The following is a 13,864-nucleotide window of genomic DNA, read 5'->3' on the forward strand; positions in this document are numbered from 1 at the left end:
GTGGTCGGGACCGGCGTCGTCGGGGTGGGGGTCGGCTCGGTCGGCTTCGGCGTCGGCGTCGTGGGCTCCGGGGTCGGGTCCGTCGGCGTCGGGTCCGTCGGCGTCGGGTCCGTCGGCGGGACGACGATCGTCACAGTCTTCGACACGATGCGCTGGCTCGTGCAGACATCGGCGCTCAGCGTCACCTCGTAGGTGCCCGGCTTCGGGAAGGTGACGACGACAGGATCGCCGCTCAGCATCACCGGGTCGAACTCGACCGAGCCGTGCTTCGTGCAGGTGGCACGCTTGATGCCACCCTTCGTGGCGCCGCCGGAGACCTCGGCACCTTCCGGGAACGACATCGTGTACACGAGCGGCACACCGTACTTGGCGTGCTTGTTGCGGCCGTACTTCATCTCGTGCTGCGTGCCGGTGACGGAGGGCACGAGGGTCGCGGTCAGGCCGTCCACGGTGTACTCGATGTGCGCGGCGGCTCTCACCTTCGGCGCGGGCGCCGGCTTGGCGATGTTGACCGTCGTCGTCTTCTCGACCGTCTGCAGGCCGCCCTCACCGCAGTAGTAGCCGGTGGCCGTGATCGTGTACGTGCCCGCCTTGCGGTAGGTGTGCGAGTAGCCCGAGGAGACCGAGTCAAGGAACGGCGAGGTCGGGCCGGTCGTCTCGCAGGTGAGGCCGGGGCGACCGTCGTAGCCGTCGGGGTCGCTGTCGTCGCCGTAGTCGACGAAGAACGCCATCGCGCCGTAGCGGCTCATCGCCTTCCGGCCGTCGTTGGCGTAGTACTGGACGCCGCTGTCCTTGTAGGCGACGTCGACCGTCTTGCCCGTGACGGTCGCACCGAGAGTGATCGTCATCGACGGTTCCTGGGCGGCGTTGGCGGCGGGCGCCACGATCGTCGCGGCGCCGAACAACGACGCGACGGCGACGGCCTTGGTGACACGAATCGAGCGGCTCATGGGTTCTCCTGAGAATCTGCTGGTCCTGGTTTCGTCCGCGCGCGCCGCCCGGGATCGATCGACGCAGGCGCAGAGTGCGCGAGCCTCCCGAACCGCACGCCGACAGGTGCTGGCAGCCATGAGAAGCCCTCCCGCGCTCACCCTACCCAGCACGGACACGCCGCAGTGAGTTGGGTCACAAGGTTCCCCGAGGGCTCTCTCGTACATCCCGTTTCGCCCGTTGCGAGGGCTGTCACCGTCGGCTGCGAGAATGGGGCCATGCGTCCGTTCGACCCCCACCTGCTGCGCGCCGCGCCCGCCACCCGCCTCCCGGTCGCCGTGCTGGCCCTGCTGGGCGGCCTCGGCGGCATCGTGGCGATCGCACAGGCCGTGGCGGTGGCGCACCTCGTCGTCGCCGTCGTCGAGGGGCACGCGCTGCTGACGCCGGGCCTGTGGGTGCTGGCGCTGTTCGCAGCCCGCGGAATGCTCTCCGGCGCAACCGAACTCGCGGCAGCCCACGCGGGTGCACGCGTCTCCGGCGCACTGCGCGAGGCCGCGATGCGCCGCTGGATGACGCAGACGGCGGACGAACGCCCCGCACCGAGCGCGATGCTGACGATGGCGACGAAGGGTGCCGCCGCCGTCGAGCCGTACGTCGCGCGCTATCTGCCGGCGCTCGTCACCGCGGGCGTCGTGCCGGTGCTCGCCGTCGTCGCGATGCTGTGGGTCGACTGGCGCAGCGCGCTCATCGTCATCGTCACCCTGCCGTTGCTGCCGCTGTTCGCCGCGCTCATCGGCAAGTACACGCAGCGCGCCACGGCGGAACGCTGGGTCGAGACGACGATGCTCGCCGGTCACTTCGCCGACGTCGTTGCCGGGCTGCCGACGCTCGTCGCATACGGGCGCGGCAACCATCAGGTCGAGCAGGTGCGCAAGGTCGGCGATCGTCACCGCAGCGCGACGATGCGGACGCTCCGCATCGCATTCCTCTCCTCCGCAGCCCTCGACCTGCTCGCGACGATCTCCGTCGCGATGGTCGCTGTCGCCGTCGGCCTGCGCCTCGCGAACGGCCACGTCTCCCTGCTGACCGGCCTCATGGCGATCCTCATCGCCCCGGAGGCCTACTGGCCGATCCGTCGCGTCGGGCAGGAGTTCCACGCGGCGGCCGACGGCGCCGAAGCCATCGACTCGCTGCTCGCCGACGAGCGTGAACGCCCCTGGCACGCCCCCGCACCCGAGACGTCGAGCGGCCTCGCGCGCGCCATGATGAGCGGCGTCACCTACACCTACCCGGGCCAGAGCGCGCCCGCGATCACGCACACGACGGGAGTCGTCCGCGACGGCCTCACGGCCCTAACCGGCCCGAGCGGCTCCGGCAAGTCGACGCTGCTCGAGATCCTCGCCGGCGCGCGCAGGCCCGATTCGGGGCGCCTCGAGGTGCCCAGCACGCACCTCGTCAGCCAACGTGCGTTCATCGCGCCGATGTCGGTGCGTGCCAACCTCGAGCTCGGCAACGACGCGAGCGTCGACGAGATGCGCACCGCGATGGCGGCCACGGGGTTCGACGACGTCGTCCTGTCGATGCCCGACGGGGTGCGAACATCGCTCGGCGACAACGGCTTCGGCTTGTCCGCCGGGCAACGCGCGCGTCTCGTGCTGACGCGCGCCTGGCTCTCCGACGCGGCCATGGTGCTGCTCGACGAACCGACCGCCCACCTCGACCCGGCGAGCGCCGCCGACATCCGCTCGGCCATCGTCGCGCTGAGCAAGCGCAAGCCGGTCGTCGTCGTCACCCATGACGACGCCCTTGCCGCCGCAGCCGACCATCAGTGGCGCGTCTCCGCCCGCTCACCCCAGCGTTACGAACAGGAGGTGACGGCATGAGCAGCGTTGCCTCACAAGCCGATTCGAACAGTGCGTCACGCGAGGGCGTGACACATGCCGATGTGACGCCCGACGATGTGGCACCCGCCGACGACGCGCGAGGCGGCCTCGCGCGCGAGGGCGGATCGCGCCCGGATCGGCGCCGCCCGTTGCTCGTGCCGGTGCGCGGCGTCATCATCGCGGGCCTCATCGGCGCTCTCGCGTTCGCCTGCGGCGTGGCGCTGACGGCGACGTCCGGCTGGCTCATCGTGCGCGCGAGCCAGCGCCCCATCGTCCTCACGCTGCTGACGGCGATCGTCGCGGTGCGCACGTTCGGCATCGGACGCCCCGTCTTCCGGTACGTCGAGCGGCTCGTCTCGCACAACGCGGCGCTGGCCGACCTCACCGAGCGGCGCACGGCGGCCTACCGTCAGCTGCTGCCGCTCACGCCCGCCCGGTTGGGCACTCGCCGACGCGCCGATCTGCTCTCCGGTGTCGTGCGCGATCTCGACGACGAGGTCGACATCCAGGTGCGCGTCATCGTCCCCCTCATCACGACGGTCGGTGCTGCCGCGGTGGCGCTCGTCGCGACGTTCCTCATCCATCCGCCGGCCGGGTTCGTCATGCTCGGGTTCATCGTCGTCGCGGCGCTCGTCGGGTGGCTGGATCTCGCCCTCGAGCGGCACGGGCAGGCGGCGTCCCTCAAGGCGCGCGGCCAGGTCGATCGCGTCGCGCACCTCGTGAGCTCCGGCGCCACCGAACTCGCGGCGATCGGCGCGACGGACGCTCCGATGGCGTGGCTCGCGCACGCGCAGAAGAACGTCGAGAAGGCCGCGACGGCGCAGGCACGCGGCCGCGCCGCAGGTGTTGCGCTCACGCTCCTCGCGACGGGCGCCGCCACCCTGCTCATGGCGTGGACGCTCGACGGCGAGGTCAGGTCGGGCGCCATCGACGGGCCGTTCGCCGCGCTGCTGCTGCTGACGCCGCTGGCGCTCGGCGACGTCGTCGGGCTCATCCCGGACGCGGTCGGTTCGTTCGCGCGCTCGGCCGCGGCCCGGGATCGTCTGCAGGCGCTGCTGACGCAGGAACCCGCCGTCGCCGCCCGCGGCACGCACGGCGTCGCCGACGGCGCGCCGACGATCGAACTCGACGACGTCACCGCGTCGTGGACGGGCGCGCGCACCGACACCGGCCCGCACACGCTGACGATCGCGCCGGGCGAGCATCTCGCCATCACCGGCCCGAACGGGTGCGGCAAGTCGACGCTGCTCGCCGTCCTCGCCCGGCACCTCGACCCCAGCGGCGGCACCTGCCGCTGGGACGGCGTCGACGTGCGTGATCTCGACGCCGACGCCGTGCGCTCGCGCATCGCGTTCGTCGACGACGACCCGCACCTGTTCGCTGGGACGCTTGGCGCCAATCTGCTTCTCGCGCAGCCGGGTGCGAGTGACGACGAGGTGCGCGCGGCACTGCGTCGCGCCGGCCTCGGTGGGTGGCTCGACGAGCTCACCGACGGCCTCGACACCCATCTCGGCGAGTACCTCGTCGGCGCCGGTCGTGACGGCGCCGAGACGGCCGGCACGGCGACCGAGCGCTCCATCTCCGGCGGCGAACGCGCCCGCCTCGGCATCGCGCGTGCACTGCTGAGCGAACGCCCCGTGATCGCGCTCGACGAACCCGTCGCTCACCTCGACGGCCCGACCGCCGACGCCGTCATCCGCGACCTGCTCGAAGCCAGTGGCGGGCGCACCGTTGTCATGGTGAGCCACCACCCCGTCGCCTTCGATGCGCTCGACCGCGTCGTCGAGTTGGAGTTCGCGCGAGCCTGATCGCCTAGGGCGGTCGGCGTTCGGTGCGTCGATGGACCAGGACGGCGAGCATCGCTGCCCTGGGGCAAGAACGCACCGCCGGCGCGGGGGTCGTCGGTGCGCCGAGCACCGTGGTCTCAGGGTGGCGACGCGCCGATGGGCAACGCCCAGCGAGTCAGGGAACGCCCATCGGTTCCTCAGCCCGCCACACGTTGCCCACCAGGATGGACGCGCCGGGGGCGGCGCGTCAGTGGCCTCGCCCAGCCCTTGAATCAGCCCTTGAATCAGCCCCTGAAGATGCGACGCAGAATGCCCTTGCGGGACGTGTCGTCCCGCGCCGGCAACGGCTTGGGCGCCTCGATCGTCTCTGGCTGCTTCACGGCGTCGATCGGCTCGGCTGCGTCGATGGGCTCCGGACGTCCGACACTCCAGGCGTCGTCTTCATCATCACTCGACGGGGCCTGACCGCCGTTCGCGGCCCGCGTGTCGTCGGAGGCACGTTGCGGCGACGAACTGGCCGCTGCGTCACCGCCCGATCCGTCCACCAGAAGCGCGGGGACGCTGGAGGACGCGTCTGACGAGTCACCCACCGTCCGGGCCGTCTCGGCAGACTCTCCCTCTGCAGCGTGGCCTGCGGTCGCGAGGCGTTCGCGCTCGGCCGCGCGGCGGGCGAGTTCGGCGGCGACGGGCGCCGGGGCGCCCATCGCGTCGCGATCGTCGTGGGGCTCACGCACGCGAGCGACCTCCTCCTTGGCGGGGGCGACTCTGCGAAGCGCCGCAAATGCCGGCGCGGGTGCCTCGTCGTCTCCCCCGGCGGCTGCGTTACCTGTCACTGACGACTCGTCATCGGGCGCAGCAGCGTGGGCATCGGACGCGGAGGTCTCGTCACGCGACTCGAACGCCTCACCCACGTGCGCCGACGCCTCGCGACGCGAGCCGGGCACCGCATCACGCGACGTGGGGGTCTCGTCGTGGGATGCGCCGGCGTCGTCCACCTGAGCACGCGACGTGCCATCCGCCTCGGGCGACGGCAGGCGCGGCGTCATCGCGGTCGGACCGCTCGGCTGGGCGAAGGGATCGAAGTCGTTTCCGGCGTGCGGGTCGAACGCGGCGACCGGCGCCTCGTCGGCAAACGGGTCGTCCGCGGCCACGTCGGAGGGATGAGACGCGACGGCCGGGTCACGCGACACGATCGGCTCGTCCCACGGCGACGACTCGGTCGTGGCACCGGTCTGCGTCGAAGCGGGAGTAGCGTCGGACGGCGTGCGGTCGAACGCACCCCCGTCCATGCCAGCGTGATCGAGGACGGAATCCGCGGCTGCGGGGTCGGCGGCCGAGCCGACGCGGGTCTCATCGAGGTGACGCGGTTCGCTCTGGTGCTCGGCAACCACGTCGCTGCGGGGCGCCGCCGGCTCGATCGGCGGGATCTCGGAGCCGGCGGGCTCGGCGAAGACCTCGGGCGTGGCGTAGGCGCTGAACTCGGGGTGGTAGTGCCCCTCCGCCTGGCGGTCAGCGTCGGACATCGCACGGCGAACATCGCCGCGAGGCAACGGAACCCGATGATCCGTCGCAGGGTAGGAGATGATCGATTCTTCGCTGACAGGCTCGTGTACGACGGGCACCTCACCTGCGCTCTGGGCCTCTTCGCCCTGCTCATCGACGTGGTTCGCGTCCGCGGCCGACTCGGTGGACGCGTCGTCGGCAGCGCCGCCCGTCCACGACTGGCCCATCGAAGGACGGATGGTCGCCGCGCGCTGATCGCCCGGCTCGGCCGATCGCTCGACGTGTTCGATCGTCACGTCTCGCGACGCCTCGTCGCTCCTGTCGTCGCCCTCGTCGGCGGACGCGACCGCGTCGCGGCCAGAATCGTCGTCAGCGCCCTCGTCGTCGATCAGCTCGTCGCCGGTGGCGGCGAGTCCGCCACCAACAGGGTTCACCTGCGCCGACGCCTGCGACGCCTCGCGTCGAGCCTCGTCGCGCGCGTCGGCAGCTTCGTCGAGCGGCTCCCCACCGACGGGGTTGATGCCCTGCTGGACGGTCCGTTCGTCATCGACGGCGTGCCCGTCACCCTCGACGGCGTCATCGACGACGCGGCCGCCCGCACCTGCCTCGACGACGTGCTCGTCACTGGGGCCGCGCCGCTCTGAGTCGCCCGCGACATCTTCTGCATCGACCACACGCTGGGTGCGGTGATCGTCCTGAGCGCCCGCGTCATCATGCGCACCGAGGAATCCCCTCGCCGGGTCGCCCTCAGACTCGGCGTCGCCAGTCGCGAGAGCAGGCGCCTCGTGGTCAGCGTGCTCGTCGGCGTCATCCCACGATCCGTCGGGACGCACCCGCGGCACCTGCACGCCGGGCTCGGCGAGCCTCTCGTGACGGGTCTCGTCGGTCGGCTCCTCGTCCCACGTGCCGTCGGGGCGAACCTGCGGCACGCGCACCCCGGGCTCGCCGAACGAGCCCCCACGCGAGTCGTCGACCTGGTCGTAGCCACGCTCTGGGGTGGGCTCCGCGCCACCACGCTGATTGTCGGCGCCAGAACGAACGCCGTCGGTCACCGCGGCGCTCTGCCACTCGTCGTCGGCCCTGGTGTCACTCTGAACCGCGCCGCGCGGCGCGCCTGACGCGACGGCGAGCGCCGCGGCGTCACGGACACCACCGTCGTCGCGCCGGGGGTCGGCGAGATCGTCGTCGCTCAACCCACTCGCGGGCTCCCACTCATCGTCGGCGTGGAGCGTCTCGCCGCCGTTCGAACCGGAGGTCTCGGCGGCGAACAGGCGCTGAGCGACGCGGTCGAGCAGGTCGTCGACGTCGTCCATGTCGTAGCCGCCGTTGACGTCGGCGGCTCGCTCGGGAAACTCCGCCTCCACGACCTCGTGGGACGTCACGGCGTCGGTGACGCTGCCGTGGCCCTGCTCGAGCGCCGTCAGCGTCGCGATGACACGGTCGAGGAAGTCGTCCACGGCCACCTCGTCGTATCCCGGCGTGCCGGCCGCGGCGCGGCGAAACTCGGCGTCGTGCACCTCGCGAGCGGTGATCATGGCCAATCCCCTTCGTCGTGACGTGCGCCGTCGAACGGCGCTGTTCTCGACCGAGCCTAGCCACCGGCGGGGCGTTCGCCCATGCACCGCGCCGAGTCGTTCGATGACGCCGGACGCGGCCGTCGCCGCAGCCCCTTCACCGTGACGACCGATGTCCGTCCCAGGCTCCCTGCCCTGACGTCCGCCGCCACGCCCCGTCGCGCCATCGCAGCGAGCAGCACCCGCCGTGAGGCAGGTCACCCCCGCCGTAGTTGCACCTAGCGCGACGAAAGTGCAACATTGCACTGCTGAAGATTTCAGTGCAACAGTCGAAGGGGGCCCGTGCACACCACAGCCTGCACCCAGCCCGCGTCTCGCACGGCGCGCGCGATGCCGCGTCTCGTCGAGATCCAGGAGGCCGCCGCGACCCTCGTCATCGAGCGGGGTTATGACGGTTTCACGATGGACGAATTGGCCGAACGCGTCGGCGTCAGCCGCCGCACCCTGTTCAATCACGTCCCGGACAAGGCCTCGGCCGTTCTCGGCCCGTTCGACGAGAACAACCCGCGCCCCGGGGCGCTCGAACTGTTCCTCGAGAAGCAGCCCCACGGCCGACTCGTCGACGATCTCGTCCACGCCATCGACACCGTCATCGCCTCCGCCGACGACCTGGACGCCACGAGCCCCGGACACCGCGCCCTCGTCAATCGGGCGATCATGTCCGACGCGAAAGTGATGCAACTCGTCGCCCACCGCTTCGAGGTCGTCGCCGCCATGCTGCGTGACGCCATCGCCCAGCGGGAGGGGTGGGAGCCGTCGGATCTGCGGGCCCGCGTCCTCGCCACGACGATGCTGAGCATGCTCAAGCTGACGCTCGACGATTTCGCGGGCGGTCAGGACGCTCCGCCGATCGACTTCACGACCCGATTCCACGAGGTGCTCGCAGCCGCCGTCGAGGTGCACGAAGAGCACTGAGGCAGCGACGCCCGCCCTCTCAGACCCCCATCAGCCCTTGTCCGTGAGCCCGCCCGATCGGCCCACGTTCACCACCCGTCTCGCACCACCGTCTCATCACCACCGTCTCGACGCACTGCGTCGCGCATCCTTCGTCCACCCGCCACTCGCAAGGAGATCGTCGTGGCAAACATCCTCTACCGCCTCGGGCGGACGGCTTACAAGAAGTGGCCGTTCTTCCTCGTCGGCTGGCTCATCGCGATCCTCGCGGTCGGTGGTTTCGCCGCCGCCAAGAGCAAGCCGATGTCCAGCGAGTTCACCATCCCCGGCATCCCGTCGCTCAAGGCGGCCGAGATGCAGAAGGAGCTCTTCCCCGACGCCAAGGCTGCCGACAAGCAGGTCAACGGCCAGATCGTCCTGAAGGCGCCGGCGGGTCACACGCTCTCCGAGCAGCCGTACAAGGGCCAGATCGACGCGCTCGTCAAGAAGTTGCAGAGCGCACCGCAGATGCCGAAGGGCGCTGAGGCGCAGACCATCGCGAACCCCGTCGTCGCCGCGCAGATGCAGAGCAAGCAGCTCGTCGCACAGTCGATGAAGCAGGGCATGACGAAGGAGCAGGCCGAGGCGAACGCCCAGGCCCTGTCGCCGCTGTCGAAGGACGGGCGCATCGGCACGATCTCGTGGAACTTCGATGTCGAGAACGTCATGGACATCAAGCAGGACACGCAGAAGCAGATCCGTTCGGATGCCGCGGCCGAGGCGAAGAACGGTCTGACGATCGTCGCCGGCGGTCAGGGCATGCAGGAGATGATGCAGCCCGGCGGCACCTCGGAGCTCATCGGCATCGCCGTCGCGCTCGTCGTCCTCGTCATCACGTTCGGTTCGTTCGTCGCGGCGGGCATGCCGATCCTCAACGCCGTCATCGGGCTGCTGCTGGGCAGGCTCGGCATCACGGGTGCGACGTACTTCTTCGACCTGCCGGAGACGACGACGGCGCTCGCGTCGATGATCGGTCTCGCCGTCGGCATCGACTACGCGCTGTTCATCCTGTCGCGTTACCGCAGCGAGCTGCGGCACGTCGACCGGACGAAGAACGACGAGCGTGCCCACGCGATGGGTCGTGCCCTCGGGACGGCCGGCTCGGCCGTCGTGTTCGCCGGTCTCACCGTCCTCATCGCGCTGTCCGCATTCTCGGTGCTCGGCATCGGCATGCTGACGGCGATGGGTCTCGGCGCCGCGGGCACCGTCTTCGTCGCCGTCATGGTCAGCCTGACGCTGCTGCCCGCTCTCATGGGCATGCTCAAGGGCAAGGCGTTCGGTGGGCGGGTGCGCAAGGACACGACCGCCGACGACTCCGACCACGACTTCGTCAACGGTTCGGTCCGACTCGGTCGCGGCATCCGCAAGGCTCCGTGGGCCGTCGCGCTCGGCGTCGTCGCCCTTCTGGGCGTGCTCGCGGCACCCGTGAGCAACCTGCACCTCGGCCTGCCCTCCGACGCCACGGCGGAGAAGAACACCGAGGCGCGTCAGAGCGCCGACCTGCTCGCCGAGGGCTTCGGCCCGGGCAAGAACGCCCCGATGATCGCCGTACTCGACGGACGTGACATCAAGGTCTCCGGCACGGACGCCGCGGCGCAGAAGGAACTCGCCGGCAAGCAGATGCAGGCGTACGGCAAGGTCGTGCAGTGGGCGTCGAAGGAGGACGACGTCGCCAACGCGCAGATCGTCCAGATGGCGAAGAAGGGTGACGGCGCCGTCGTCATGATCACGCCGAAGACGGGCCCCGCCGACAAGAAGACCGACGACCTGCTGACGCGCCTGCGCGACGGTCAGGCCGACATCGAGAAGTCGAGCAACGTCAAGGTCGGCATCACCGGCCAGACGGCGATCGCCGCAGACGTGTCGGAGAAGCTCAACGACGCGCTCGCGCCGTACCTCGCCATCGTCGTCGGGCTCGCGTTCGTCCTGCTCGTGCTCGTGTTCCGTTCGATCGTCGTGCCGCTCCTCGCGACGCTGGGCTTCCTCGCCTCGATCCTCGCGACGCTCGGCGTGACGGTGAAGCTCGTCCAGGACGGCACGTTCGGCTGGTTCGACCCGCAGCCCATCATGAGCTTCATGCCGACGCTGCTCATCGGCATCGTGTTCGGCCTCGCGATGGACTACCAGGTCTTCCTCACCACGCGCATGCGTGAGGCGTACGCCCACGGCATGGACGCACGCGACGCCGTCATCGACGGTTTCCGCCACTCGGGCCGCGTCGTCGTCGCCGCCGCGCTCATCATGATCTCGGTGTTCGCCGCGTTCGCCTCGCAGGACAACGCGCTCATCAAGACGATCGGTGTGTCGCTGGCGACGGCCGTCTTCCTCGACGCGTTCCTCGTGCGCATGATCCTCATCCCGGCCGTCATGCTCATGCTGGGCAAGCACGCCTGGTGGATCCCGAAGTGGCTCGACAAGATCATGCCCAACGTCGACGTCGAAGGTGAGAGCCTCAGCCAGCACGGTGCGCGCCCCGGCTCGCCCGAGCACGCTGCGGAGCGCGCAGCCGCCGGCACGACCGATGGGGTCGCCGCTGCGGCTGCCGGCTCGGCCGCCTCGTCCGACGCTGCGGGGACGGAGACGTCGGGCACGACGACGGACGCGGACGCCTCGGAGCACGCGGCCACGACGCCCGGTCTGCACGGCGCGACGCCTGCGAGCATCGTCGAGGAACTCTTCGCCGGTGAGAGCCACTCGACGCCGAAGCACCTCGCCCGCGACGACGAGGACCGCCCGCGTACGAGCTGAGCGTCAGAGACCCGGCCGGCTGAGCGCTGACCGACGAAGCGGGCTCCGTGACCATCTGGTCTCGGAGCCCGCTTCGTCGTGTCAGGAGCTCTCGTCCGTGAGGTGCCTGGTCCGTTGGGCGCTGCGTCCGTCAGGGGTTTCGCCCGCCAGCGGTTCAGGCGCGCGGCAGGTCGACGCCCGTCGTCGCAGCCGGGAGGGCCCACACGGATGCGGCGAGGGTCGGGCCCTTGGCGCTGCGGTACACCGGCACCTCGGCGGCCTCTCCGGTCATGCCGGTGCGGCTCTTCGGGCCGTAGAACGCGCCGTTCCGGGCCGCCGGGTCGGTGGCGGCCATGAGTTCGGGGCCGGCGCCCTGGACGGCGTCCATGCTCGGCAGCACGTCGAGGTCCATGATGCGCATCATCATCGTCGTGCGGCCGGAACCGAGCGCGGCGCCGGCGTTCTGCAGGTTGGTCTTCGTGTAGCCGGGGTGCGCGATGGTGGAAAGGAGCCTTCAGCCGCGCTCCTGCGACACGCGAGCGAGATGCAGGCCCATGAGCAGGTCGGCGAGCTTCGACTGGCCGTACGCGCGCCACGAGGAGCACTTCTTCTCCCACTCGAGGTCGGCGAAGTTGATCGACGCCGCCTGCGCGGCGATGCTCGACATCGTCGTGACACGCGGCGCGCGCCCCTCCAGCAGCGTCGGCAGGAGCAGGTTCGTCAGGACGAACGGGTCGAGGAAGTTGCTGCCCCACTGCAGTTCGTGGCCGTCCTTCGTCAGCATGCGCTCCGGGGGCGTCATGACGCCGGCGTTGTTGACGAGGACGTCGAGCCCCTTGCCGTCGCTGCGGATCTCGTCGGCGAGGGCGTGGGCCGAAACGTCGAGGCGGCGCTTCGTCGCGTGGTGAAACCCCACCCGCTCGGGTGGGTATGCCCACGGCCGCCCGGGATGCGGGAGGCGCGGCGGGCCCGCGCGCCCTGCTCCTGACGGGGCAAGGCATTCAACACCTACTCGCCGGTTCGGGACCGGCCCCCAATTCTCGGTTAATGGTCGTTAACCTAGGCCGCATGACTATCACCGACGCACCGCTCACGCAGGCTCCCACGTCCGACGAGGACGTACTGGCGCGCGCTCGCCGCATCGTGCTCGAGGAGGGCAAGCCGCTCGGCTACGACGACCTCGTCGAGGTGCTGCGCACAGGTGACGATCGCCTCGAGGAGCTGCTGCAGCTCGCCCATGAGGTGCGCCTGAAGTACAACGGTGACGAGGTCGAGGTCGAGGGCATCGTCTCCCTCAAGACGGGCGGCTGCCCCGAGGACTGCCACTTCTGCTCGCAGTCGGGGCAGTTCACGTCGCCGGTGCGTTCGGTGTGGCTCAACATTCCGCAGCTCGTGCGCGCCGCGAAGCAGACGCGCGAGACGGGCGCGTCGGAGTTCTGCATCGTCGCCGCCGTGCGCGGGCCGGACGCGAAGCTCATGGAGCAGATGCGCGAGGGCGTCAAGGCGATCCACGACGAGGTCGACATCCAGGTCGCCGCGTCTCTCGGCATGTTGACGCAGGAGCAGGTCGACGACCTGCGCGACATGGGTGTGCACCGCTACAACCACAACCTCGAGGCCGCGAAGTCGTACTTCCCCGACGTCGTCACGACGCACACGTACGAGGAGCGCTGGGAGACGTGCACGATGGTCAAGGCCAGCGGCATGGAACTGTGCTGCGGTGGTCTCGTCGGCATGGGTGAGACGCTCGAGCAGCGCGCAGAACTCGCGTCGCAGCTCGCCGAGCTCGAGCCGCACGAGGTGCCGCTCAACTTCCTCAACCCGCGCCCCGGCACGCCGTTCGGCGACATCGAGCCGATGGAGTCGAACGACGCGCTGCGCACGATCGCCGCGTTCCGTCTCGCACTGCCGCGCACGATCCTGCGCTACGCGGGCGGCCGGGAGCTGACGCTCGGTGACCTCGGCACGCGTGACGGGCTCATGGGCGGCATCAACGCCGTCATCGTCGGCAACTACCTGACGACGCTCGGGCGCGACCCGAAGGAAGACCTGTCGTTGCTCGGCGAGCTCAACATGCCGATCAAGGCCCTCAACGCGACACTCTGACGCGCCCTGCACGAGAGATGACGACGATGAGTGACGCGACGCTGCCGGGCCGCGACCAGGGTGCGGTCGTGGGGGGCCCGGCTGTGCGTGGGCGGGGTTCGCAGGTCGCGGCGGCGGGCAACTCGGGTGATGAGCCCGCGTTCTGCACGCGGTGCGGGTTGGCGCCCGAGGCGGCCGACCACGCGACGTGCGCTCGGTGGCTCGCCTCGGAAGAGCCGCCGCGCTTCTGCGCGCAGTGCGCGCGGCGCATGAAGGTGCAGATCATCCCGACGGGATGGTCGGCCGAGTGCTCGCGTCACGGCGCGATCAGTGGCGGCGCCGGCGTCTGACCGCGAGTGGCCGGCAGACGCGAGGTCGTGAGCGACGTCGGGAGTGACCCGAGTCACATCTGAACGTATCCTGAGGGTTCAGGCATCGACAG

The 13,864-nt window shown here is 70.5% G+C and carries 9 protein-coding genes; 6 read left to right on the top strand and 3 right to left on the bottom strand.

The features are described from left to right. Nucleotides 1-1,208: 1,208 nt before the first annotated feature. Nucleotides 1,209-2,813 (top strand): thiol reductant ABC exporter subunit CydD, encoded by a 1,605-nt coding sequence (cydD, locus tag HMPREF0321_RS12765; RefSeq protein WP_006947080.1) that lies wholly within the window; start codon nucleotides 1,209-1,211, stop codon nucleotides 2,811-2,813. Beyond that, nucleotides 2,810-4,621, top strand: coding sequence for a thiol reductant ABC exporter subunit CydC (cydC, locus tag HMPREF0321_RS12770; protein ID WP_006947127.1), 1,812 nt, complete (start codon nucleotides 2,810-2,812; stop codon nucleotides 4,619-4,621). The genes cydD and cydC overlap by 4 nt, the downstream gene beginning before the upstream one ends. A gap of 263 nt (nucleotides 4,622-4,884) precedes the next feature. Here the strand turns inward: cydC and HMPREF0321_RS12775 are convergent, their stop codons facing one another. Continuing rightward, nucleotides 4,885-7,638, bottom strand: a complete 2,754-nt coding sequence (locus HMPREF0321_RS12775; protein WP_006946993.1) for a DivIVA domain-containing protein — start codon at nucleotides 7,636-7,638, stop codon at nucleotides 4,885-4,887. A 321-nt stretch (nucleotides 7,639-7,959) separates the two neighbouring features. Between HMPREF0321_RS12775 and HMPREF0321_RS12780 the strand changes: the two genes are divergently transcribed. Together HMPREF0321_RS12780 and HMPREF0321_RS12785 are read left to right on the top strand one after the other, a co-directional pair. After that, the gene (locus HMPREF0321_RS12780; RefSeq protein ID WP_006946991.1) at nucleotides 7,960-8,592 is read left to right on the top strand and encodes a TetR/AcrR family transcriptional regulator; all 633 of its coding nucleotides are present in this window, start codon (nucleotides 7,960-7,962) and stop codon (nucleotides 8,590-8,592) included. Nucleotides 8,593-8,754: 162 nt separating this feature from the next. After that, the gene (locus HMPREF0321_RS12785; RefSeq protein WP_006947021.1) at nucleotides 8,755-11,358 is read left to right on the top strand and encodes an MMPL family transporter; all 2,604 of its coding nucleotides are present in this window, start codon (nucleotides 8,755-8,757) and stop codon (nucleotides 11,356-11,358) included. A 154-nt stretch (nucleotides 11,359-11,512) separates the two neighbouring features. Here HMPREF0321_RS12785 and HMPREF0321_RS15100 read toward each other — a convergent pair whose 3' ends face one another. Then, on the bottom strand, nucleotides 11,513-11,749 hold the full coding sequence (locus HMPREF0321_RS15100) for a hypothetical protein (RefSeq protein ID WP_006947060.1): 237 nt from the start codon (nucleotides 11,747-11,749) through the stop codon (nucleotides 11,513-11,515). Nucleotides 11,750-11,851: 102 nt separating this feature from the next. Next, entirely contained in the window at nucleotides 11,852-12,253 is a 402-nt protein-coding gene (locus HMPREF0321_RS15105) for an SDR family NAD(P)-dependent oxidoreductase (protein WP_006947041.1), read from the bottom strand. A 152-nt stretch (nucleotides 12,254-12,405) separates the two neighbouring features. On the opposite strand from HMPREF0321_RS15105, the gene bioB reads away from it, so the two are divergent. After that, nucleotides 12,406-13,443 carry a biotin synthase BioB gene (gene bioB / locus HMPREF0321_RS12795; RefSeq protein WP_006947112.1) on the top strand — a complete coding sequence of 346 codons (1,038 nt, stop codon included), beginning with the start codon at nucleotides 12,406-12,408 and terminating at the stop codon, nucleotides 13,441-13,443. A gap of 26 nt (nucleotides 13,444-13,469) precedes the next feature. Further along, complete coding sequence (locus HMPREF0321_RS12800) at nucleotides 13,470-13,772, top strand: hypothetical protein (RefSeq protein ID WP_136788592.1); 303 nt, start codon at nucleotides 13,470-13,472, stop codon at nucleotides 13,770-13,772. Nucleotides 13,773-13,864: the final 92 nt, after the last annotated feature.

It is taken from the genome of Dermacoccus sp. Ellin185 (genome assembly GCF_000152185.1).
Taxonomy (GTDB): Bacteria; Actinomycetota; Actinomycetes; order Actinomycetales; family Dermatophilaceae; genus Dermacoccus; species Dermacoccus nishinomiyaensis.